Source organism: Microbacterium sp. RU1D, assembly GCF_900156435.1.
In the GTDB taxonomy this organism is placed as follows: domain Bacteria; phylum Actinomycetota; class Actinomycetes; order Actinomycetales; family Microbacteriaceae; genus Microbacterium.
Genome location: NZ_FTPQ01000001.1, coordinates 103,060 through 125,015, shown reverse-complemented (window position 1 = coordinate 125,015; position 21,956 = coordinate 103,060). Strand labels below are relative to the sequence as shown.

The following is a 21,956-nucleotide window of genomic DNA, read 5'->3' as shown; positions in this document are numbered from 1 at the left end:
GGGTGGTGGTCCGCAGAGACGGTTCAGGATGCCGCGAACGCACGGTCGGGGGAGGGAGAGGTGAGCGCGGCGCCCACGCCCGTCCAGCTGCCGTCCGCTTCGGAGCTGCGAGCGACCGCGTCCAGCACCTCCTGCACGTGAAGGCCGTCGGCGAAGGAGGGGCGGGGGTCGGTCCCCGCGGCGACGGCGTCGACGAAATCCTTCGCCTGGTGCGAGAAGCCGTGCTCGTACCCGAGCATGTGGCCCGTCGGCCACCACGCGGCCATGTAGGGGTGCTCCGGTTCGGTCACGAGGATGCGACGGAACCCCTGCTCGGCGCTCGGCAGCGTCGCATCGTGGAACTGCAGCTCGTTGGGGCTCTCCAGATCGAACGACAGGGCGCCGAGGGATCCTGCGACCTCGACGCGCAGAGCGTTCTTGCGGCCGAGGCGGAAACGCGACGCCTCGAACGAGGCGAGTGCGCCCCCCTCCAGTCGCCCCGTGAACAGCGCGAGGTCGTCCACGGTGACGGGTCCGCGGTCGGCCCCCGCCGTGCCCGACAGCCCCGATGACGCAGCGAGCACCGGCCGCTCGGCGACGATCGTCTCGAGCACCCCCGCCACGCGGGTGAGGCGCCGGCCGGTGATGTATTCGGTGAGGTCGACGGCGTGGGCGCCGATGTCGCCGAGGGCACCGGAGCCCGCACGGTCCTTCTGCAGGCGCCAGGTGAGGGGGGCCTCGGCGTCGCTCAGCCAGTCCTGCAGATACTCGGCGCGGACTTGGCGGATCTCGCCGAGACGGCCGGCGGCGACGAGGTCGCGGGCGAAGGCGGTCGCCGGCAGACGGCGATAGGTGAACCCGACCATCGACCGGATGCCGTTCGCCGCGGCGTCGGCGGCGGCATCGCTCATGCGACGGGCCTCGTCGACGGTGTTGGCCAGCGGCTTCTCGCACAGCACGTGCTTCCCGGCTGCCAGGGCGGCCAGCGCGATCTCGGCATGGGAGTCGCCCGGGGTGACGATGTCGACGACGTCGATGTCGTCGCGGGTGACGACCTCGCGCCAGTCGGTGGCGCTGTCGTCCCAGCCCCAGGTGGCGGCGGCCGCGGCGGTGCGGCCGGCGTCGCGACCCACGAGCACGCTCATCACGGGGGAGAGGGGGAGGTCGAAGAAGCGGGGGGCCACGCGCCATCCCTGCGAATGCGCGGCCCCCATGAAACCGGCGCCGACCATGGCGATGCGGAGGGGACGGGTCATGATCGGAGCCTTTCGTCGGCGGGAGGGGAGAGGGGCGCCCGCGGTGACCGTGGACGCCCCGGGCGCATCAGGACTCGAACGCCAGGTCGATGTACGAGTCGACGTTGTCCTTCGTCACCACCGGTGCGTCCAGCACGATGCGGTTCGGCACGCTCGGGGTGATGAGGTCTCCCGCGGTCTTGCCCTGGGCGATGAGGCGCGCAAGGGCGATGCCGTCGGCGGCCTGGGTCGAGGGGTAGATGACCGTGGCCTGCAGCGGGGTGTCGCCGGCCTGGATGGCCTCCATGGCGTTGCGGCTGCCCGCACCGCCCACCATGAAGAACTCGTCGCGGCCGGCGGCGGTGATGGCGGCCAGCACGCCGATGCCCTGGTCGTCGTCGTGGTTCCAGATGGCGTCGATCTTCGGGTTGGCCGACAGCAGCTGCGAGGTGGCCGACTCGCCGCCCTGCACCGTGAAGTCTGCGGCGACGCGCGGACCCACTTCGAGGCCGCAGTCCGACAGAGCGTCGGCGAAGCCTGCGGAGCGGTCCTGCGTGAGGGGGAGCGAATCGATGCCGGCGATCTCGGCGACCACCGCGTCGCTCTGGCCGCTGAGTTGCTCGCAGATGTACGTGCCGGCGCTGACGCCCATGCCGTAGTTGTCGCCGAGGACGGTCGAGCGGGCGGCGAAGGGGCTCGAGAACTCGCGGTCGACGTTGATGACGGGGATGCCGGCGTTCATCGCCTTGATGGCGACCTCGGTCAGGGCGGCGCCGTCGCTCGGCAGCAGCACGATGGCATCCACCTTGTTGTTGATGAAGGTCTCGACCGCCGCGATCTGCGCGTTGACGTCGTTGGTCCCCTCGGCCACCTGCAGGTCCACGTCGGAGAAGCTGTCGCCCGCGGCCTGGGCGCCGGAGTTGATGGCGCCGAGCCAGCCGTGGTCCGCCGCGGGACCGGAGAAGCCGATGGTCACGGTGTCGCCGGTCGCGGCGTTCTCCTCGGTGGTGGTGCCCTGGTCGACGATGTCCTCGCCGTCGTTGCTCGAGCCGGTGCACCCGGCGAGCAGGCCGACGGCGGCCACGAAGGCGGTTCCCGTCAGGATCAGGCGGGAGCGCGTGGTCAGCTGTGAGCGCATGTCTTTCCTCCTTGAATGTGATGCGGCAGGCGCCGTCGCGGCCCCTGATCCGAGGAGGAGTCCACGATGACGCGGCTCACGCTAGCAGAACAAACAAAGCAACTGTCAACTTTTGTTTGCTGATCGTCAAAAGCCGAAAAGGGGGGAGAAAGCCGCAATGACGCGACCATGCGGGTCATAGACCGGGTTTATGCGGCTTCCGCACGATCCCCGTCCGGGTGTCGCGCTGCGCGGAGGCGCGTGTTATGTTCGCGGCGTGATCAAAGTTGACCATGAGAAGTCATTACTCACCGTCCGAGGAGTGACCAAGTCGTTCGCCGGGGTGCAGGCCCTCCGCGGCGTCGACCTCGACATCGTCGCCGGCGAGGTGCACTGCGTGCTCGGGCAGAACGGCGCCGGCAAGTCGACGCTCATCAAAACGCTCGCCGGCGTCCACCGCCCCGACGGCGGCGAGATCGTCTGGCTCGGGGACGCGGTGGAGATCGCCGACCCCGACGCGGCCATCGAGATGGGGATCGCCACGATGTATCAGGAGCTCGACGTCGTCGACGGCCTGACCGTGGCCGAGAACATCTTCCTGGGCCACGAGCTGTCGCGGGGCGGCTTCACGCAGCGACGCGAGGCCGCCCGCCGGACCACCGAACTGTTGCGCCGACTGGGGCATGCCTCATTCCCGCCGCACACCGAGGTCGGCACTCTCAGCGCGGCCAACAAGCAGATCGTCAGCATGGCCCGCGCGCTGTCGCACGACATCAAGCTCATCATCATGGACGAGCCCTCCGCGGTGCTCGACACCGAGGAGGTCAAGAACCTCTTCGCGGTGGTGCGCGAACTGACGGCATCCGGGATCGCGGTGGTCTACATCACCCACCGGCTCGAGGAGATCCGCGAGATCGGCGACCGCATCACCGTGCTCAAAGACGGCAGGACGACGGCGGTCGGCCTCCCCGTGGCGGACACCCCCACGGCCGAACTCATCCGCCTCATGACCGGCCGCGAGATCGCCAACGTCTTCCCCGAGCGCAAGCCGATCGAGCCCGACGCCCCCGTCGTGCTCGACGTTCACGGGCTGGCGCTGAACGGCGTCTTCTCGGACGTGTCGTTCTCGGTGCGCGCCGGCGAGGTGGTCGGACTCGCGGGTCTGGTCGGATCGGGACGCTCGGAGATCCTCGAGACCGTGTACGGAGCCCGCAAGTCGTCGGCCGGACGCGTGTCGGTACGCGACCGGGTGCTGCCTCGCGGCTCGGTGCACGCCGCGGTCGGTGCGGGGATGGGTCTGTCTCCCGAGGAGCGCAAGAGTCAGGGACTCGTGCTCGACGAGCCGATCTTCGTCAACATCGCGCTGGCATCGATGGCCCGCTTCGCCAAGAGTGGGTTCCTCGACGATCGTGCCGCCCGTGCGGTCGCGCGCCAGCAGATCGACGCGTTCGAGCTGCGCCCCGCCGACCCCGACCGACCCGCCCGCACCCTGTCGGGCGGCAATCAGCAGAAGATCCTCCTCGCCCGCTGGATCGTGCACGGCACGAGCGTCCTGCTTCTGGACGAGCCCACGCGCGGCGTCGACGTCGGTGCCCGTGCCGAGATCTACGCCCTCATCCGCGACCTGGCCGCCGCCGGCAACGCCGTCGTCGTGGTCTCGAGCGAGATCGAAGAGGTGCTCGGTCTCGCCGACACGGTGCTCGTGGTCGCCGACGGCCGCATCCTGCGCACCCTCCCCTCGCATCAGATCGACGAGCACGGCGTGCTCGACCTCGTCATGAAAGGAACTGCCGCGTGAGCGAGCCGACCACCCCGACCCGTGCGCGCACGGTTCCCGCCTCCGCCGGTGCGACACCGGCTCCCCCGACCGCGGCGTCGCCGTTGCGGGCGTTCTTCTCCGGCTCCGCCGGGCGCAACGTCGGTCTCGTCATCGCGCTGCTGGTGATGTTCATCGTCGGGGCCATCACTGCGCCCGGCACCTTCCTCACCGTCGACAACGTCTTCGTCATCCTCCGACAGGCCTCGATCGTGGGCGTGATCGCCGTGGCCATGACCCTGGTCATCATCGCCGGGGGTATCGACCTCTCCGTCGGTTCGGTGACGGGCCTTGCCTCCGTGGTGGGCACGCTCGCCGTCGTGCAGGACCTCGCCGACTCGATGCACTGGGTCGTCTTCGTGCTCCTCGCCCTCGCGGTGGGCGCGGTGGCCGGGCTCATCAACGGCATCGTCATCGCGTACGGCAACGTCGTCGCCTTCATGGCGACCCTCGCGATGCTCGTCGGGGCGCGGGGCCTCGCCGAGATCCTCGCCGAGCGACGCACCCTGGTGGTGCAGGACCGCGGATTCATCACGTTCATGAATGCCGACATCCTCGGCGTCAACATGCTCATCTGGATCTTCCTCATCGTCGCCGTGCTCGGATGGGTGCTGCTGAACCGCACGACGTTCGGGCGTCGCACGGTGGCGATCGGCGGCAATCGCGAGGCCGCGCGCCTGGCCGGCATCGACGTGCGTCGTCACGTCATGTGGCTCTACGTCCTCGTGGGCTTCGCCTCGGGAATCGCCGGTGTCATGTTCCTGGGCCGCACGACGGCCGGCAGCTCGACGAATGGCCTGCTGCTCGAACTGGACGTGATCGCCGCCGTCGTCGTGGGCGGCACGCTGCTCGTGGGTGGCCGCGGGACCATCACCGGCACGGTGTTCGGTGTCCTCATCTTCGCGACGCTCACGAACGTGTTCATCCAGAACAACCTGTCGTCGTCGGTCCAGGCCGTCGCGAAAGGTGTCATCATCGTCGTCGCAGTGCTTCTGCAGCAGCGCTTCTCCCGCCCGCCGGGGCGGGGCTGAGGCGCGACTTCCGCCGACGGTGACTGCGCTTTCCGCGCAGTCGCCGTCGGCTTGTGGATCGTGTCGATAGCAACTGATGGTGTACTGAGGGCGTGAAGAGGATGAGCACAGATTCCGTGCAGACCGGGAACGGCGCGGGGCAGCTCTTCCAGCTGCTGCGCGACGGGATCCCCCGCACGCGCGCCGAGCTCGCCAAGTCGACGGGGCTCGCCCGCTCCACGGTGGCCGTCCGCGTCGACGAGCTCATGCGCATGGGCTTGATCACGCCGGTGGCGGACGCGGTCAGCACGGGTGGACGGCCCCCGTCGCAGTTCGCGATCAATCCGGCCGCGAAGGTCGTCGTGGCGGCCGACATCGGCGCCTCGCACGCCACGGTGGCGATCGTCGATCTCGCCGGCACGGTCCTGGCCGAGACCAGCGCGGCACTGGACGTGACACTGGGCCCGGTTCCCGTGCTGACGTGGCTGGTCGACGGCGCGCGCGACCTGCTGGCGTCGGTCCAGCGCTCGGTCTCGGACGTGGTGGCGATGGGCATCGGCGTCCCGGGTCCGGTCGAGCACTCGACCGGACAACCCGTGAACCCGCCCATCATGCCCGGCTGGGACCGCTTCGACATCCCGGGGTGGATCTTCGACCACCTGCCCGTGCCCGTGCTCGTCGACAACGACGTGAACATCATGGCGCTCGGGGAGCAGGTGTCGTCGTGGCCGGGCGTCGAGCACCTGATGTTCGTCAAGGTGGCCACGGGCATCGGCACCGGCATCATCTCCGACGGTCGGCTCCAGCGCGGTGCGCAGGGCATCGCCGGCGACATCGGTCACGTGCAGGTGGCGCGCGGCGCCGACATCCCGTGCCAGTGCGGCAATCGCGGGTGCCTCGAGGCCCTGGCATCCGGTCCTGCCATCGCGCGGGCCCTGCGAACGCAGGGCATCGATGCGCACAGCGGTTCCGATGTGGTCGATCTGGTCAAGCGCGGCAACATCGACGCGATCCAGGCGGTACGGCAGGCCGGCCGCGACATCGGCGAGGTGCTGACCACCTGCGTGAGCCTGATGAACCCCTCGGTGATCGCCGTGGGCGGCTCGATGGCCCGTGTGGGCGAACACCTGATCGCCGGGGTGCGCGAGGTCGTCTACTCGCGCTCGACGCCGCTGGCGACGGAGTACCTCTCGATTGTGCAGTCGGTGGCGGCCGAGAACGCCGGCGTGCGCGGGGCGAGCATCCTCGCGATCGAGCACGCCTTGTCTCCGGAGTCGCTGAACACGGCGTTCCTGCCCGCCTGACGGTCGCCGGTTCCCGCGGGATCGGAGGCCGCGTCGCCGCGTATGCGCAGGGCCGTCGTCGCGCGGTCACCGTCGCGGGAGGCTCCGGGTCGATCGCCGGCGCCGCCCTCCGGCGTCGACCGGATCAACCGGCGGCATCCGTGGCACGAGAGGCGACGGTGCGCAACGCGTCGAGCACCAGGCGCGCGGCCGCGTACGCCAGCGCATCGGGCCGGGCGAGGGCATCGACGTGACGCACGAGGGGGAGGTCGTCGAGAGGGCGCAGCACGACACCGTCGACGGCGAGCGCAAGCGCGGTCGTGCGGGGCATTACGGCGATCGCCGCCCCGGCGCGGACGACTTCGGCGGTCACCGAGAACTCGTTGATGCGGTGCGCGATCCGCAGTGGTCGGCCCACGTGCGCGGCGAGGTGGTCGAGCACCCCGGCCAGGGGGAACCCCTCGTGCACCGAGACCCACGGTTGCTCGACGAGGTCGGCGGCGGCGAGCCGCTCGCGCGCGGCCAGCGGGTGCGCCGCCGGGAGGGCGATGTCGAGGGCCTCGGTCAGCAGCGGCGTCGTGACGACCCGGTCTTGGGGCCAGGGCGGGTCGTGCGCGAGGCGGTGCGCGATCACCAGGTCGTGGTCGGCGGTGAGGCCCGGGAAGTCCCGGTGCGCCACATCGGCGTCGGCGAGATGAAGGGGAGGGATGCCGTCGAGCTCGCGCAGCAGGGGACCGAACAGCGCGAGTCCCGCGCTGTGGAAAGCCGACACCCGCACCGGTCGCTCATCCCCGTCGAGGAAGTCGCCGACCGCCTCGCGCGCGGCGGTGAGCGCCTCCTCCACGCGCGTGCCGGCGGCGGCGAGCGCCTCACCCGCCGCGGTGAGGGTCAGCACACGTCCGCGGCGCACGGTGAGCGGCACCGGTACGCGCGCCTGCAGATGCGCGAGTTGCTGCGACACCGCCGACGCGGAGACGTGCAGCGCCGCGGCGACTGCGGCCACGCTCCCGCGGTCGCCCAGTTCACGCAGGAGGCGGAGGTGGGCAGGATCCATAAGCCAGAACTTACGGGACGCTGAAGAAACGTGGCGTTGTTCTTCCGTGTCGGCCGGTCGAGGCTGGACGTATGACCCGCCGTGCACCCGAAATCGTCGTCGACGTGCTCCTCGTGGCCGTCGCGGCGGTGTGGGGCGCAAGCTTCCTCGCCGCGAAGGGCCTTGCCGCCGAGGCCGGCGTCGCCCCGGCCGTCGCCCTGCGCTTCCTCGTCGCGGCGGGCGCGCTCGGGGTGATCTGCGCGGTGCGCCGAGAGCGGATGCCACGCGGCCGCGGCCTCGCGATCGCCGTCGTGCTCGGCTGCTCTCAGGCGGCCGTGATCGGCCTCGAGACATGGGGGGTCCACCTCACCTCCGCCACGAACGCGGGACTGCTCATCAGCCTCGCTCTCGTAGTCACCCCCGTGCTCGAGAGCATCGCGGCGCGATCGTGGTTGCCGAGGTCGTACTTCGTCGCCGCCGTCGCGGCCGTGGTCGGGGTGGCGCTGCTCGTCTCGGGCGGGGGCTTGCGGATGCCGAATCCCGGCGACGCGCTGGTCATCGTCGCGGCGGTCGTGCGCGCCGTGCACGTCACGGCCAGCGCGCGCCTCACGCGCGGCCGCGACGACAGCACCCTCGCCGTGGTGTTCGTGCAGCTTCTCGTGTGCGCGGGGGCGTCGTCGGCGGTGGCCGGCGCCGACCTCCCACGCGCGGTGGGCCGGCTCTCGGCATCCGGGTGGGGGAGCGTGCTGTTCCTCGGCCTGCTGTGCTCGGTCTTCGCGTTCGTCGTGCAGCTGTGGGCCGTGCGGCGCACCTCGGCGACGCGGGCGAGCATCCTCATGGGCACCGAACCGGTATGGGCTCTCGCGGTGGGCGTGGCGGTCGGCGGTGAGGCGCTGGGGCTGCCCGCACTCGTGGGCGCGGCCCTCATCATCGCCGCGTCGTACGTCGGTCAGGCGATCGAGCGCCGTCACCGCCGTGGGCTCGTCGCCCCCGGCGTCGCCCCTCCCGTCCCGGCCGCGGCGCCGCCGCCGTAGGCTGGATGCATGCACGGCGAGTACAAGGTCCCGGGGGGCAAGCTGGTCGTCGTCGACCTCGAGGAGCGCGAGGGCCGCATCCACGGCTTCCACCTTGCGGGCGACTTCTTCCTCGAGCCCGACGACGCCCTCGACGACATCGATGCGGCCGTGAACGGCCTGCCCGTCGAGTCCGACGTGCCCACGATCGCCGCAGCCATCCGCGCCGCCCTCCCCGAGGGGGCGCAGCTGCTCGGCTTCACCCCCGAGTCGGTGGCGACCGCGATCCGCCGCGCGCTGGTGACGGCTCCCGGCTGGGCGGACTTCGAGTGGGAGGTCGTGCACGACGCTCCCGTGTCGCCGCGCATGAACCTCGCGCTCGACGAGGTGCTCACCGCCCGCGTGGGCGCCGGACTCCGCAAGCCCACTCTGCGCCTGTGGGAGTGGAACGAGAACGCCGTCGTGATCGGCTCGTTCCAGTCGCTGCGCAACGAGGTCGACCCCGAAGGCGCCGCGAACCACGGGTTCGACGTGGTCCGCCGCATCTCGGGCGGCGGCGCAATGCTCATGGCGGCGAACTCGATCGTCACGTACTCGCTGTACGTCCCGGCATCCCTTGTCGCCGGGATGACCTTCGCCGACTCGTACGCCTTCCTCGACGACTGGGTGCTCCAGGCGCTGCGCTCGCTCGGCATCGACGCGGTGTACCAGCCGCTCAACGACATCGCGGGACCCCACGGCAAGATCGGCGGCGCCGCGCAGAAGCGTCTGGCGAACGGCGGGGTGCTGCACCACGCGACGCTCAGCTACGACATGGACGGCCAGGTGCTCACGGAGGTGCTGCGCATCGGCCGTGAGAAGCTCAGCGACAAGGGCACGGTCTCCGCCGCCAAGCGTGTCGACCCCCTGCGCAGCCAGACCGGACTCCCGCGCGATCAGGTCATCGACCGCTTCATCCAGACCTTCACCACCCTGTACGGCGCGACCGAGGGGCACATCTCCGACGAGGAGTACGCCGAGGCCGAAGCGCTCGTCGAGACGAAGTTCGCCACCGACGCGTGGCTGCAGCGCGTCCCGTGAGCGTCGAGGTCCTCCCCGACGCCCCCGAGACCGGCCGCGTCGAGATCCACCACGCCGACAACCTCGACGTCACCCCGGCCTACGCCGACGGGTCGTTCGCCCTCGTCTACCTCGACCCGCCGTTCAACACCGGGCGCACCCGCTCGAAGGCCGTCGAGTCGGCGACGTGGACGCCCCCGGCCGAGGACGCGGAGACCCCGGATGCCGCCGAGCCCGAGGTCGCGGCATCCGGCGACGATCCGAACATGCTGACGTTCCCCGAGGAGGAGCCGCCTCCGCCTCCCGTGGTGCAGCGCGGCTTCCACGGACGCGAGTACGCGCGCCTGCGCGGCGACCTGCGCACCTACGACGACCGCTTCGACGACTACTGGGGGTTCCTCGAGCCGCGGCTGATCGAAGCGTGGCGTCTGCTCGCCGACGACGGGACGCTCTACCTGCACCTCGACTACCGCGAGGTGCACTACGCGAAGGTGATGTGCGACGCGCTGTTCGGTCGCGACCACTTCCTCAACGAACTGATCTGGGCCTACGACTACGGTGCGAAGACCAAGCGCCGCTGGCCCACGAAGCACGAAACGATCCTCGTCTACGTCAAGAACCCGGCCCGGTACTTCTTCGATTCGGATGCCGTCGACCGCGAGCCCTACATGGCTCCCGGTCTCGTGACCGCCGAGAAGGCCGCGCGCGGGAAGATGCCGACCGACGTCTGGTGGCACACCATCGTGCCGACCACGGGTCGGGAGAAGACGGGCTACCCGACGCAGAAGCCCGAGGGCGTGCTGCGGCGCATGGTGCAGGCGTCCAGCCGCCCCGGCGATCGCGTGCTCGACATGTTCGCCGGCAGCGGCACGCTCGGCGCCGTCGCCGCCCCCCTCGGCCGGCACAGCGTGCTGATCGACGACAACGCCGACGCCGTCGCGGTGATGCGCAAGCGCCTGGAGCCGTTCGCGGGCTGAGCGCGGCCCCGGGCGCTGCCGGCATGAGCGCGTTTGAGGCGCATTTCGGCGTTCGGGGCACGATTTTCCGCGCCCCGAACGTACGATCGCGCCCCGAACCCCGGTCGTGCCCGAGGCTCCCTCTCGACGAGCGAGCGCGGCGGCCGGATATCGCGCGGCGGAGTCGGGTGGGGCCGGCGGTGACGGCGCCGCGCGTTGCGGCCCGCCGCCGCGGGTTCCGGCTCGACGGCCCCCGACGTCGGCGGCCGCGCCTAGGGTGAGCGCATGGAATTCGGAATCTTCGTCCCCCAGGGCTGGCGCTTCGACCTCGTCGGCATCGACCCCTCCGAACACTGGCGTGTCATGAACGCCCTCGCCCAGAGCGCCGACGACGGCCCCTGGGCCTCGCTGTGGGTTTACGACCACTTCCACACCACCCCCGTGCCCAGCGCCGAAGCGACGCACGAGGCGTGGACCCTCATGGCCGCCTTCGCCGCGGCGACCGACCGCGTGCGGCTCGGCCAGATGTGCACGTGCATGGGCTATCGCAACCCGGCCTATCTCGCGAAGGTCGCCGCCACCGTCGATGCGATCTCGGGCGGCCGCGCCGAGATGGGCATCGGCGGCGGGTGGTACGAGCACGAGTGGAAGGCGTACGGCTACGGCTTCCCGCCCATCGCCGAGCGTCTCGGTCGCCTGCGCGAGGGCGTCGAGATCATGCACCAGGCCTGGACCACCGGTGAGGCGACCCTGTCGGGGAAGTACTACGAGGTCGACGGCGCGATCGTGCAGCCGAAGCCGCTGCAGCCCGGCGGCATTCCGCTGTGGATCGCCGGCGGGGGCGAGAAGGTCACGCTCAAGATCGCGGCGAAGTACGCCTCGTACACGAATTTCGGCAACTCGGTCGAGGAGTTCGACCACAAGTCCGAGGTGCTGCGCGGGCACTGCGACGCCCTCGGCCGCGACTTCGGCGAGATCACGCGCTCCACGAACTTCAACACGATTGTCGCGGCGACCGAGGCCGAGGCCGACGATCGTCTGGCCGCAGTCGTGGCCCGACTGCGCCCGCACGTGGGCGACGACCGGGCGGATGCCATCGAGGCCGACTACCGCTCCTCCGTCGGTTTCGGCACGCCCGAGCAGATCGTCGAGAGGCTGCGCGAGCGCGCCGAGCACGGGCTCGGCTACGCGATCCACTACTTCCCCGAGGCCGCGTACGACACCTCGGGCATCTCGCTCTTCGAGCGCGAGGTGATCCCGAACCTCTGACGCCGGCCGCAGAGCGCGCGAGTCGCCGGATCGTGTCGCCTCATCCGACCGGGAGGCGACGATCCCTGGCGACTCGCGCGTCTCTCGGTGGGTGGGTCGAACGCACGGGGAAAACGCCCGCTGCACCGGGAAACGCTCGCGAGGAGCGTGTCTCGGGGCAGCGGGCGTTCATCGAGGGGGCGGTGCCTCACGCGTCGCGCCGCGCGCCCTCCGACGGGGTCACCGTGAACACGTTCGGAGCGCGGAATCCGGATGCCGAGAACGCGGCCCGCACGGCATCCGTCGCCGCCCGGATCGACTCGACAGGGATCAGCGCGATGGCCGCCCCGCCGAACCCGCCGCCGGTCATGCGCGCGCCGAGCGCGCCCGACGCCAGCGTCGTCTCGACGGCGAGGTCGAGCTCGGGTACCGAGATCTCGAAGTCGTCGCGCATCGAGGCGTGCGAGGCGATGAGGAGGTCGCCGATCGCGGCGGGGCCGTCGGCGTCGAGGGCGGCGACGGTGTCGAGCACGCGCTGGTTCTCGGTCACGACGTGACGGACGCGGCGGAAGGTGACATCGTCGAGGATCTCCGCGGCGCGCGGCAGGTCGTCGACCGTGAGATCGCGCAGCGAGGCGACGTCGAACGCCGCTGCCCCGCGCTCGCACGCCTCGCGGCGCTCGCGGTAGCCCCCGGTGGAGTGCGCGTGCTCGACGAGTGTGTCGACCACGAGGATCGCCAGGCCCGCGTCGGAGAAGCCGAGCGCGACGGGACGCGTCTCGAGCGTGCGGCAGTCGAGGAAGGTGGCCGCGTCGGCGACGCCGAGCATCGAGGCCATCTGGTCCATGATCCCGGTGGGGGCGCCCACGGCGTCGTTCTCGGCGATGCGGCCGACGCGGGCGAGCGCGACCTTGTCGAGGCCGGCGTCCCACACGTCGTTGAGGGCGGATGCCACGGCTCCCTCGATCGCGGCGGAGGACGACAGCCCGGCACCCACCGGCACGTCGGAGGCCAGGGCGATGTCGACGCCGTGGGGCGCGGCATCCGGAGCCTCCCGACGCAGCGTCCACGCCACGCCCAACGGATAGCCCGCCCAATCGAGGCCGCCGGCGGCGATCGTCGCGTCGAGGTCGGCGAGCGAGACCTCGACCGGCTCGGGCGAGAAGGTCGAGCTCACCCGGATGACGTCGTCGTCGCGCAGGGCGACGGCCGCGGCGGTGCGCTGGGCGATCGCGAACGGGAACACGAAGCCCTCGTTGTAGTCGGTGTGCTCGCCGATGAGGTTGGCGCGACCGGGCGCCGACCACACCCCCTCGACCGGGGCGTCGGTGAGCGTGGCGAGAAGGGTGCGGGCGTCGTCGACGGCGGTCATGCCGTCACCTCCGGAACGGTGTCGAGGGCGGCGCGCAGGCGCTCGGCCTGCGATTCGGGGGTCACGTCGCCGATCCAGGCGCCCATGGCGGCCTCGGATCCGGCGAGGTACTTGAGCTTGTCGGCGGCGCGACGCGGCGAGGTGATCTGCAGGTTGAGGCGGACAGCCTCCCGCCCGCGTCCGACCGGTGCCTGATGCCAGGCGGCGATGTAGGGGGTGGGGGTGTCGTACAGCGCATCGATGCCGCGCAGCAATCGCAGGTAGAACGGCGCCAGCTCGTCACGCTCGGCATCCGTCGTCTCCGCGAGGTCGGCGACGTGGCGGTGCGGGAGCACGTGCACCTCGATGGGCCAGCGCGCGGCGAACGGGACGAAGGCGGTCCAGTGCTCGCCCCGCAGAACGACGCGCTCGCCGCCCTGCTCGAACTCCAGGATGCGCGCGAACAGGTCGTCGGAGGTCCGCGAGATCGTGTCGAGCAGACGGTGCGTGCGCGGGGTGACGTAGGGGTAGGCGTAGATCTGCCCGTGCGGGTGGGGGAGGGTGACGCCGATCTCCTGCCCGCGGTTCTCGAACGGGAACACCTGACGGATGCCGGGCAGAGCCGACAGCGCCGCGGTGCGGTCGGCCCACGCTTCGATGACGGTGCGGGCGCGGGTGCGCGAGAGCGAGCCGAACGACCCCTCGTGCGCGGGGCTGAAGCACACCACCTCGCAGCGACCGACCGAGGTGCGCGTGCGGCCGAGGCCGAGGTGCTCGAGGTCGTCGTCGCCGCGGGGCGGGTCGACGGCGGCCGGAGCGTCGCCGGTGGCCACATCGAGCGCCGGACCGAACGAGGGCGACTTGTTCTCGAACACGGCGACGTCGTACAGCGACGGGATCTCCGACGGGTTGGTCGGCGTCTGCGGCGACAGCGGGTCGAGGTGCGCGGGGGGCAGAAACGCGCGGTTCTGGCGGTTGGACGCCACGGTGATCCAGTCGCCCGTGAGCACGTCCTGGCGCATGGTCGCCGTCGCTGGACGCGGGTCGAGGGTGCGGGAATCGACCGCGCGCTCGGCACCGAGCGTCGTTCCGGGGTCGTCGAAGTACATCAGCTCGCGGCCGTCGGCGAGACGGGTCGTCCGCTTGACGACGCCGGCGCCCAGAGTTTCCGCCGAGGGAGTGTCCGTGTTCACGATAACACGCTACAACCGGGGCGTGATATCGTCAACATGAGGGGGCGTGATGCGCGTATCCATGGCCGATGTGGCCGAGAGGGCCGGAGTCTCGGCGCAGACGGTGTCGCGCGTGGCCAACGGCAGCCCCCGCGTCGATCCCGCCACCCGCGCACGGGTCGAGAGGGCCATGGCCGACCTCGGCTACCGCATGCACCGCGCCGCCCGCGCGCTGCGCACCGGTCAGACCTCCACCATCGGCCTCGTCGTGTCGACGCTGGCATCCGTCGGCAACTCCCGCATGCTGCAGGCGATCTCCGAGGCCGCCGCGGCCCGTGACTACGCGCTCGCGGTCGTGACCGTGGGCGAGCGCGGCATCCGCGACGCGTTCGCGCGGCTGCGGTCGCAGGGCGTCGACGGGGCGGTGGTGCTGAACGAGGCGACCGAGCTCGCCCGCGACGTCGATCCCCCCGCCGACCTGCACGTCGTCGTGGTCGACTCCCCGCCCGATGCGCGCTTCTCGATCGTGCAGACCGATCACGCCGGCGGGGCGCGCGCTGCGACGCGATACCTGCTCGAGCTCGGTCATCCCACGGTGCACCACCTCGCGGGACCGCGCGGGTCGTTCGCCGCCGCCGAGCGGGAGCGCGGCTGGCGCGAGGCGCTCGTCGACGCGGGTCTCACCGCGCCTGAACCGGTCCGCGGCGATTGGACGTCGGCATCCGGCCATCTCGTGGCCTCGGAGCTGATCGAGGCCACGGCGATCTTCGTCGCCAACGACCAGATGGCGCTCGGTGCCCTGCGTGCTCTCGCCGACGCCGGTCGGCGCGTCCCCGAGGACGTCTCCGTGATGGGCTTCGACGACATCGCGGATGCCGCGGAGTTCCGCCCGCCCCTGACGACGGTGCGTCAGGACTTCGACGCCCTCGGCCGCCGCGCGGTCGCGGCACTGGTCGCGGCGATCGAGGGCGGCGACACGGTTGCGGAGACCGTTCCCGCGTCGTTGATCGAGCGACGGAGCACCGCCGGAGCCTGATGCACGCCGGCAGCCTCGGCGCGCCGCGCGCGAGACGGCCGCCGTCAGCGCGGCTCGCGCCACCCTCGCTCGAAGAGACGGAAGCCCGCCTCGATGGTCGCGGCGGCATCGTCGTGCTCGAAGGCGAGGATCTGCAGCTGCAGCACCATTCGCGCGTAGACGCGGGTCTCGGCATCCGGCTCGCTCTGTCCGGTCGTCTCGGCGATGGCCGCGGCCAGGGCGTCCTCGTGGCGCAGCCACATGCGTGAGGCGTAGTCGCGGAGGGCAGGTGTGTCGGTGATGAGCTGCATGAACTGGCGACGATGCGCGCCCGTGGGGTCGAAGGCGAGGCCGATGAGCTCGCGCCGGTAGAGGTCGCGAAGGGCGTCGGACACCGACGTGCCGTCCGGGCGGTCGCGCACGGCCGCGACGAGCATGTCGCGCTGGGCGTCGTCCTCGTCGAAGACGAGCGCCTCCTTCTGGGGGAAGTGCGCGAAGACGGTCGTGGGCGACACGTCGGCGGCATCGGCGACCTCGCGGATGCTGACGTCGTCGAAGCCGCGCTCGACGAAGAGCTGCGTCGCGGCGTCGGAGATGGCCTTCCGCGTCGCGGCCTTCTTGCGTTCGCGGCGTCCGACGTCTGCGCTCATGGACACACTCTACCGACTTCGCTTCAAACATGTATTGACACCGAAACTGGTACGAGTACAGTTACGGCGTGACTTCAGAATCTTCCTCTTCCTCGCTCAACGTCCGCGACGGCCGTCGCGCCTGGGTCATGCTCGTCGTCCTGACGACGCTGACGACCGCCGGCATGACCGTTGTGCTCCCGGTCCTGCCCTTCGTGGTGCTGCGGTACGTGTCGAACCCGGCCGACCTCGCCGTGTGGGTCGGCATCCTCGAGACCGTCAACGCTCTCTGCGCGTTCCTCGTCGCCCCGTTCCTCGGCCGCATCTCCGATCGCTTCGGCCGGCGGCCCGTCATCATCGTCGCCGGCTTCGGGGGCGCCCTCGGCTTCCTCCTCTTCGGCATCGGGGGCGCCATCTGGGTGCTGCTGCTCGGACGCATCGTGCAGGGCGTGACCGCGGGCGACCTCCCCGCCCTCTTCGCCTACCTCGCCGACATCACCCCGCCCCACAAGCGGGCTCGGCGCTTCGGTGTCCTCGGGGCGACGGCCGGCATCGGCACGATGGTCGGCCCCGCCCTCGGCGGCACGCTCGCCGCGATCGACGTCGACCTGCCGGTGTTCGTCACCGCGGGCCTCGCGCTGACGGTCGCGATCCTCAGCATCTTCCTGCTGCCCGAGAGTCTCGCCCCCGACAAGCGGATCGCCGCTCTCGATCTGCGGGCGGTGCACCCGTTCGCGGTGTTCCGCGGCGTCTTCCGCCGTCCGGAGCTGCGCGGGCTCATGATCGGGCTGCTCCTGGTGGGCCTGCCGTTCGGCTTCTTCGTCAACAACTTCAGCGTGCTCGCCCTCGACGCCATCGCATGGACTCCCACCGCGATCGGCCTGCTGACCGCGTGCGTCGGCATCATCGACATCGCCATCCAGGGCGTGCTGCTCGGGTTCCTGCTGCCGCGGATCGGCGAGCGGGGTGTCGTGGTCAGCGGCATCGTCACGCAGGCGATCGGTCTCGTCGCCCTCGCCGGGGTCACGTCGCTGTTCGCCCAGCCGTGGCTGTTCGTCGTGGGCGCGCTGACGCTCGCGGCGGGCCAGGGGGCGGCGCAGGCCACGATGGACGGTCTGCTCTCCAACGCCGTCGGCGACGACGAGCAGGGCTGGATCGCCGGAGCCGCGCAGTCCCTCAACGCCGCCGTCGGTACCGTCGCGCCGCTGGTCGCCGGTCTGCTGTACGCCCACGTCGCCCACGCGGCGCCGTACGTACTGGGGGCGGCGCTCATGGTCGCCGCGGCCGTGGTCATCGGACGGGCGCGCTTCACGAGCCCGTCGATGAAAACGACGGTTCCGGATGCCGCGGGGTCCGTGATCACCACGACGTGAGGCGGCGACGCGGGTCAGTGCATCGGGCGGTCGGGCAGGCGCACCTGCCGCAGGGTGAGCGTCACGACGCTCGAGAGCGAGGTGCTCGCCCCGTTCGGCGCGAAGACGGCTGCGGCAATCGCACCCGCGTCACGCGGCACCACGCGAGGACGCGTGCCTGAGGTCGAACCGCCGTCAGGCCCCGTCGCCCCACGGCATCGGACGGTCGGCGTCGCGCGCACTGTCGTCGGGGATGTGCGGAAGGGGCTCGCCACCCGCGCGGATGCACAACCACCGCAATTCGCCGGGGCTGTCCGGGACCGCGCGCCAGACGCGCCACACGCCCTGCCCGACGCGGATGACGCTACCGGGGCCGACGTCCACGACGTCGTCGTCGAGGCCCATTTGTCCGCGCCCCTCGAGGAACACGTAGAGCTCCTCCACCCGGCTGTGCGTGTGCCAGTAGCCCGCGTCCTCGCCGGGCAGGAGGGCGTTCGCCGTCATGCCGATGAATTGCATCGTCAGCTCGTGATCGACCACGCGTCGTCCGTCGCGCGAGCGCTCCGGTACGAAGCCGCCGAAGTGGTCGCGCCAGTCGGCCATCGCTCCGATGTCGGTGATCTCGTAGTCGCTCACGTCGTCTCGCTCTCTGTCGCCGGGGCGGAAACCTGCCAGCCATCGCCGGTGCGACGGTAGATCGTGCGCCGATGGCGGCGGTCGGGGGAGCCGTGCCAGAACTCGACCCGGTCGGGCACGATTCGCCACAGCACCCACCCGCCCGGAGGAATCCCGTCGCGGGCGGCCGCGGATCGCGCCGCGAGATCTGCGGCGGATTCCTCCTCCGACGCCTCCCGCACGCTCCCGCGCACGCGCACGGACCGCAGCACGGCCGGCCACCAGAAGGTCAGGGCCGCAGCGGACCGCGCGGCCAGCTGCTCGGCCTTCGCGGAGTCCCGCGGGCCCGCGAACGCCCAACCGCGAGGTCCGACGTCCTTGAGGATGAGCACACGAGCATCCGGGATGCCGTCGGCATCCACCGTAGAGAGGGTGGCGCCGTGCGCCTCGGCGACGTCCGCCTCCACCGCCTGCCGGATCCATCGCTCGAAGAGCGGCTCCGGCGCGTCGGGCAGGGGACCGGCATCCGGTTCGGGAGCCACGCCGGTGAGGGAGGGGAGCGAGCGGAGCCAAGCGGCCATCGTCATGACCCCATCCTGCCCCTCCCGCGCGACGGCGCACGCCCGGCCGACGCGGAACAGGCGATCCGCCAAGAGCAGGACCGCGATCTCGCGGGTCGTCCTGTTCTCGAACGGATCGCCTGTTTCGGCGCGTCGCCGGGATGCCGCGTCGCCGGGATGCCGGGTCGCCGGGTCGGCGGGTCGGCGCGCCGCCGCGCCGCCGGACCGCCCGGTCGCCGGCCTACTCCTCCAGCTGCCCGAGCGACGGCTCCGCCACGAAGCGGGCGACCGGCTGGATCGCGTGCTCGAGCTCGAGCACGACGATCTCGTTCGCGCCGGCGCGGGTCGCCGGTCCCGGCACGTACAGGGTGTCCTGCGGGACGTTGTTCCAGTACCGGCCGAGGAAGAAGCCGTTGACGAACGCGAAGCCCTTGCCCCACGACGTCGTGTCGAGGAACAGATCACCGGGCGTCTCGAGGTCGAACGTCCCGCGCAGGAACGCCCGACCGGCCGTGCCCGTGCCGGAGCCCTCGACGGTGTCGAGGTCGATCGGTGTGGCGGTCCATCCGGTCACCGCGGCGCCGTTCAAAGTGACGGGCCCGACCAGGCCCTTCGCCTCGCCGAGCCGGTCGGCGTAGTTCACCCGCCCCTGGTCCTCCACGAGCACCGTCAGGTGGGCGCCGGCGGGGATCATCAGCGCGCGCTCCTTCAGGGACCGCGACAGGCGTCCCACCGGCACGCCGTCGACGTGCACCCAGGCGAGGTCGCGCACCTCGTCGAACACGAGCGCCGCGGTACCGGTGAACGACGGCAGCTCGACGTCGTACCGCACCAGGGGGCCGAGGTGCCCCAGCTGCTCGAAGGTCGCGGGGGCGTCCGTCGGAGTCGTGGCGCCGGATGCCGGCATCCATTCGCCCTCGCCCGAGAGCGGGACGTCGAAGACGGGGGCCGCGGGCCGGGGCCCGGGCGCCTCGGTCGGCACAGGCGCGTACTTCGCGATGACCTCGCGGAACGCGTGGAACTTCGCCGTCGGGTGGCCCGATTCGTCGATCGGCGCGTCGTAGTCGTACGAGGTGACGATCGGGTCGAAGCGGCCCTTGTCGTTGGCGCCATTCGTGGTCCCGAAGTTCGTGCCGCCGTGCACCATGTAGATGTTCACCGAGGCGCCGGCCGCGAGCAGTACGTCGAGGTCGTGGGCGGATGCCGCGGGGTCGGTCGTGTGGTGGATGCTGCCCCACCAGTCGAACCAGCCGTCCCAGAACTCGGAGCACATCAGCGGCCCCGTGGCCTGGTGCTCGCGCAGGGTCGCCAGGCGCTCCTCCGACCGCGAGCCGAACGAGCCGGTGAGGTGCAGCTCGGGCAGGCTCCCCGCCTCGAGCATCCACGGCATCGGCTGGTCGACGGTGGTCAGCGGGACCGTGATGCCGGCGTCCTTCGTGACGCGCACCAGCTCGCGCAGGTAGTCCTTGTCGGAGCCGTAGGCGCCGTACTCGTTCTCGATCTGCACGAGCACGACGTTGCCGCCGCGGTCGATTTGGCGCGGGGCGACGATCTCGTACACGCGACGCAGGTACTCCGACACCGCCGCGACGAACTGCGGCTCGGAGCGACGGATGCCGATCCCCGGCGTCGAGGTGAGCCACACGGGCAGGCCGCCGTTGTGCCACTCCGCGCAGATGTACGGACCCGGGCGCACGATCGCGTGCAGGCCCTCGGCGGCGATGAGGTCGAGGAAACGGCCCAGATCGTTCCAGCCGGTGGCATCCCACTCGCCCTTCACCGGCTCATGGGCGTTCCACGCCACGTAGGTCTCGATGGTGTTGAGGCCCATCGCCTTGGCGGTGCGGATGCGGTCGGCCCAGTGCTCGGGGTGGATGCGGAAGTAATGGAGCGTGCCCGAGATGACCTGGTGCGGTCGCCCGTCGAGCAGGAAGTCGGTCTCGCCGATGGTGAAGGTCGTCACGGTGTCTTTCGGGGTCAGGCGGTGAGGCGCGCGGTCAGGCGCACCCAGGCGAGGGCGGGGAGGGTGAAGCGCAGGATGCCGTCGGCGCCGACGTCGACGGGCAGGGGAGTGGGGGCGACGGGCTCGGCGTCGACCGAGTTGGTGGTGTGGCGATCGCCGCCCTCGGGGATCGTGATCACGACGGCGTCGACGTCGGCGACCGGCCCCAGATCGAGCTCGACCGGGGTGGCGGCGTCCAGGTCGCGGTGGGCGAGGAAGACCGCCACGTTGTCGCCGTCGACGGTCGCGACGGCGTCGACGGCTGCGACCGCGCCGTGCCGGGCGGTGTCGATCGTGGCGCCCTCGACGACGGGGTCCACCACGCGTCCGGACGCCGCGCGCGCGGTCAGGGCGAAGGGATGGAAGGTGCTCTGCCGCCAGGCGCCGCCCCCGTCCGGCTCGGTGCGGATCGGGGCGATGACGTTCACCAGCTGCGCGAGATTGGCCATCGAGACGCGGTCGGAGCGGCGGATGAGCGTGATGAGGAGCGATCCGACGACCACGGCGTCGGTGACGGTGTAGTCGTCCTCGATCAGGCGCGGGGCGATCGGCCAGTCGCCGGTGAAGACCCGCGGCTTGTCGACCTCGTTCCAGCGCGTCTGGTTCCAGACGTTCCACTCGTCGACGCTGATGCCGATCGTGCCGCCGTCGGGGGCGGTCGCACCGACCTCGTCGATGATCTCGACGACGTCCGAGATGTAGCGGTCCAGGGCCGCACCGCTGGCGAGGAAGCTCGCCGGGTCAGCCGGGTCCTCCTCGTAGTAGGCGTGCACCGAGATGTGGTCGATGAGACCGGCGGTGTGCCGGAGCACGGTGCGCTCCCACTCTCCGAAGGTGGGCATCTCGTGGTTCGAACTGCCGGCGGCGACGAGCTCGACGGCCGGGTCGATGAAGCGCATCATGCGCGCGGTCTCCGCGGCGAGGCGTCCGTACTCGTCGGCCGTCTTGTGCCCGATCTGCCACGGCCCGTCCATCTCGTTGCCGAGGCACCACAGCCGGATGCCGAACGGTTCGTCGCGGCCATTGGCGCGGCGGCGGTCGCTCAGCGCCGTGCCGGAGGGGTGGTTGACGTACTCGAGCAGGTCGGCGGCTTCGGCGACGCCGCGCGTGCCGAGGTTCACGGCCTCCATGACCTCGAGGCCCGCGGCATCCGCCCACTCGGCGAACTCGTGTAGACCCACCTGATTGGTCTCGGTGCTGTGCCACGCGGCGTCGAGGCGGACCGGCCGCTCCTCGCGGGGGCCCACGCCGTCCTCCCACCGGTAGCCCGAGACGAAGTTGCCGCCCGGGTAGCGCACGACCGTGGCGCCGAGCTCGCGCACGAGGTCGAGCACGTCGGCGCGGAAGCCGGCGGCGTCGGCGCTGTCGTGCCCGGGCGAATGGATGCCGTCGTACACGCAGCGGCCCATGTGTTCCACGAACGAACCGAACAGACGGCGGGGGACGACGGAGCCGACCGCGGAACGGTCGATGCGGATGCGGGTGGGGGTGCTCATGGCTCTCCTCGGGAG

Annotated in this window: 20 protein-coding genes; 9 read left to right on the top strand and 11 right to left on the bottom strand. The window is 71.4% G+C overall.

All coding sequences use genetic code 11. From position 1 onward, the window contains the following. Window positions 1-23 precede the first annotated feature (23 nt). Complete coding sequence (locus B0B15_RS00530) at window positions 24-1,235, bottom strand: Gfo/Idh/MocA family protein (RefSeq protein ID WP_218123522.1); 1,212 nt, start codon at window positions 1,233-1,235, stop codon at window positions 24-26. Between the two features lie 67 nt (window positions 1,236-1,302). Further along, window positions 1,303-2,352: a substrate-binding domain-containing protein gene (locus B0B15_RS00525; RefSeq protein WP_076672800.1), complete on the bottom strand. Its 1,050-nt coding sequence runs from the start codon at window positions 2,350-2,352 to the stop codon at window positions 1,303-1,305. 301 nt (window positions 2,353-2,653) lie between these two features. On the opposite strand from B0B15_RS00525, the gene B0B15_RS00520 reads away from it, so the two are divergent. The 3 genes from B0B15_RS00520 to B0B15_RS00510 all read left to right on the top strand — a co-directional run bounded on the left by B0B15_RS00520 (window position 2,654) and on the right by B0B15_RS00510 (window position 6,461). Next, a complete protein-coding gene (locus B0B15_RS00520; RefSeq protein WP_076672799.1) occupies window positions 2,654-4,129 on the top strand; it encodes a sugar ABC transporter ATP-binding protein in 1,476 nt (491 codons plus the stop codon). Then, window positions 4,126-5,178, top strand: a complete 1,053-nt coding sequence (locus B0B15_RS00515) for an ABC transporter permease (RefSeq protein ID WP_076672798.1) — start codon at window positions 4,126-4,128, stop codon at window positions 5,176-5,178. The genes B0B15_RS00520 and B0B15_RS00515 overlap by 4 nt, the downstream gene beginning before the upstream one ends. 101 nt (window positions 5,179-5,279) lie before the next feature. After that, complete coding sequence (locus B0B15_RS00510; RefSeq protein WP_076672797.1) at window positions 5,280-6,461, top strand: ROK family transcriptional regulator; 1,182 nt, start codon at window positions 5,280-5,282, stop codon at window positions 6,459-6,461. Between the two features lie 124 nt (window positions 6,462-6,585). On the opposite strand, the gene B0B15_RS00505 is transcribed toward B0B15_RS00510, so the two are convergent. Beyond that, the gene (locus B0B15_RS00505; RefSeq protein ID WP_076672796.1) at window positions 6,586-7,494 is read right to left on the bottom strand and encodes a LysR family transcriptional regulator; all 909 of its coding nucleotides are present in this window, start codon (window positions 7,492-7,494) and stop codon (window positions 6,586-6,588) included. 71 nt (window positions 7,495-7,565) lie between these two features. Here B0B15_RS00505 and B0B15_RS00500 point away from each other — a divergent pair, with 71 nt between their 5' ends. The 4 genes from B0B15_RS00500 (at window position 7,566) to B0B15_RS00485 (ending at window position 11,770) form a co-directional block, all read left to right on the top strand. Beyond that, the gene (locus tag B0B15_RS00500) at window positions 7,566-8,507 is read left to right on the top strand and encodes a DMT family transporter (RefSeq protein ID WP_076672795.1); all 942 of its coding nucleotides are present in this window, start codon (window positions 7,566-7,568) and stop codon (window positions 8,505-8,507) included. A gap of 9 nt (window positions 8,508-8,516) precedes the next feature. Beyond that, window positions 8,517-9,566 (top strand): lipoate-protein ligase LplAB, encoded by a 1,050-nt coding sequence (locus B0B15_RS00495; RefSeq protein ID WP_076672794.1) that lies wholly within the window; start codon window positions 8,517-8,519, stop codon window positions 9,564-9,566. Continuing rightward, window positions 9,545-10,522, top strand: coding sequence for a DNA-methyltransferase (locus tag B0B15_RS00490; protein WP_256714450.1), 978 nt, complete (start codon window positions 9,545-9,547; stop codon window positions 10,520-10,522). The genes B0B15_RS00495 and B0B15_RS00490 overlap by 22 nt, the downstream gene beginning before the upstream one ends. Before the next feature lie 264 nt (window positions 10,523-10,786). Further along, on the top strand, window positions 10,787-11,770 hold the full coding sequence (locus B0B15_RS00485) for an LLM class F420-dependent oxidoreductase (protein WP_076672793.1): 984 nt from the start codon (window positions 10,787-10,789) through the stop codon (window positions 11,768-11,770). A gap of 187 nt (window positions 11,771-11,957) precedes the next feature. On the opposite strand, the gene galK is transcribed toward B0B15_RS00485, so the two are convergent. Further along, window positions 11,958-13,121 (bottom strand): galactokinase, encoded by a 1,164-nt coding sequence (galK, locus tag B0B15_RS00480; RefSeq protein ID WP_076672792.1) that lies wholly within the window; start codon window positions 13,119-13,121, stop codon window positions 11,958-11,960. Next, window positions 13,118-14,209, bottom strand: a complete 1,092-nt coding sequence (gene galT, locus B0B15_RS00475; protein WP_256334246.1) for a galactose-1-phosphate uridylyltransferase — start codon at window positions 14,207-14,209, stop codon at window positions 13,118-13,120. Before galT ends, galK begins: the two co-directional genes overlap by 4 nt. Before the next feature lie 133 nt (window positions 14,210-14,342). Between galT and B0B15_RS00470 the strand changes: the two genes are divergently transcribed. Beyond that, complete coding sequence (locus tag B0B15_RS00470) at window positions 14,343-15,308, top strand: LacI family DNA-binding transcriptional regulator (RefSeq protein ID WP_076675036.1); 966 nt, start codon at window positions 14,343-14,345, stop codon at window positions 15,306-15,308. Window positions 15,309-15,352: 44 nt separating this feature from the next. Here the strand turns inward: B0B15_RS00470 and B0B15_RS00465 are convergent, their stop codons facing one another. Further along, complete coding sequence (locus B0B15_RS00465) at window positions 15,353-15,937, bottom strand: TetR/AcrR family transcriptional regulator (protein WP_076672790.1); 585 nt, start codon at window positions 15,935-15,937, stop codon at window positions 15,353-15,355. A gap of 68 nt (window positions 15,938-16,005) precedes the next feature. On the opposite strand from B0B15_RS00465, the gene B0B15_RS00460 reads away from it, so the two are divergent. Beyond that, a complete protein-coding gene (locus B0B15_RS00460; protein ID WP_256334117.1) occupies window positions 16,006-17,289 on the top strand; it encodes an MFS transporter in 1,284 nt (427 codons plus the stop codon). Window positions 17,290-17,303: 14 nt separating this feature from the next. Here B0B15_RS00460 and B0B15_RS16670 read toward each other — a convergent pair whose 3' ends face one another. The 5 genes from B0B15_RS16670 to B0B15_RS00440 form a co-directional block, all read right to left on the bottom strand. After that, window positions 17,304-17,432 carry a hypothetical protein gene (locus B0B15_RS16670; protein WP_256334116.1) on the bottom strand — a complete coding sequence of 43 codons (129 nt, stop codon included), beginning with the start codon at window positions 17,430-17,432 and terminating at the stop codon, window positions 17,304-17,306. A gap of 31 nt (window positions 17,433-17,463) precedes the next feature. Then, window positions 17,464-17,904 (bottom strand): cupin domain-containing protein, encoded by a 441-nt coding sequence (locus B0B15_RS00455; protein WP_076672788.1) that lies wholly within the window; start codon window positions 17,902-17,904, stop codon window positions 17,464-17,466. Further along, window positions 17,901-18,470, bottom strand: a complete 570-nt coding sequence (locus tag B0B15_RS00450) for a pyridoxamine 5'-phosphate oxidase family protein (RefSeq protein WP_076672787.1) — start codon at window positions 18,468-18,470, stop codon at window positions 17,901-17,903. The genes B0B15_RS00455 and B0B15_RS00450 overlap by 4 nt, the downstream gene beginning before the upstream one ends. 214 nt (window positions 18,471-18,684) lie before the next feature. Further along, a complete protein-coding gene (locus B0B15_RS00445) occupies window positions 18,685-20,406 on the bottom strand; it encodes a glycoside hydrolase family 35 protein (RefSeq protein ID WP_076672786.1) in 1,722 nt (573 codons plus the stop codon). 14 nt (window positions 20,407-20,420) lie between these two features. Beyond that, on the bottom strand, window positions 20,421-21,941 hold the full coding sequence (locus tag B0B15_RS00440; protein ID WP_076672785.1) for an alpha-N-arabinofuranosidase: 1,521 nt from the start codon (window positions 21,939-21,941) through the stop codon (window positions 20,421-20,423). Window positions 21,942-21,956: the final 15 nt, after the last annotated feature.

Bases quoted from the DNA above. Each gene is read 5' to 3' on its own strand.
- B0B15_RS00530 (WP_218123522.1), bottom strand. From the start codon at position 1,235: ATGACCCGTCCCCTCCGCATCGCCATGGTCGGCGCCGGTTTCATGGGG.
- B0B15_RS00525 (WP_076672800.1), bottom strand. From the start codon at position 2,352: ATGCGCTCACAGCTGACCACGCGCTCCCGCCTGATCCTGACGGGAACC.
- B0B15_RS00510 (WP_076672797.1), top strand. From the start codon at position 5,280: ATGAGCACAGATTCCGTGCAGACCGGGAACGGCGCGGGGCAGCTCTTC.
- B0B15_RS00505 (WP_076672796.1), bottom strand. From the start codon at position 7,494: ATGGATCCTGCCCACCTCCGCCTCCTGCGTGAACTGGGCGACCGCGGG.
- B0B15_RS00500 (WP_076672795.1), top strand. From the start codon at position 7,566: ATGACCCGCCGTGCACCCGAAATCGTCGTCGACGTGCTCCTCGTGGCC.
- B0B15_RS00495 (WP_076672794.1), top strand. From the start codon at position 8,517: ATGCACGGCGAGTACAAGGTCCCGGGGGGCAAGCTGGTCGTCGTCGAC.
- B0B15_RS00485 (WP_076672793.1), top strand. From the start codon at position 10,787: ATGGAATTCGGAATCTTCGTCCCCCAGGGCTGGCGCTTCGACCTCGTC.
- galK (WP_076672792.1), bottom strand. From the start codon at position 13,121: ATGACCGCCGTCGACGACGCCCGCACCCTTCTCGCCACGCTCACCGAC.
- galT (WP_256334246.1), bottom strand. From the start codon at position 14,209: ATGTACTTCGACGACCCCGGAACGACGCTCGGTGCCGAGCGCGCGGTC.
- B0B15_RS00470 (WP_076675036.1), top strand. From the start codon at position 14,343: ATGCGCGTATCCATGGCCGATGTGGCCGAGAGGGCCGGAGTCTCGGCG.
- B0B15_RS00465 (WP_076672790.1), bottom strand. From the start codon at position 15,937: ATGAGCGCAGACGTCGGACGCCGCGAACGCAAGAAGGCCGCGACGCGG.
- B0B15_RS00450 (WP_076672787.1), bottom strand. From the start codon at position 18,470: ATGACGATGGCCGCTTGGCTCCGCTCGCTCCCCTCCCTCACCGGCGTG.
- B0B15_RS00440 (WP_076672785.1), bottom strand. From the start codon at position 21,941: ATGAGCACCCCCACCCGCATCCGCATCGACCGTTCCGCGGTCGGCTCC.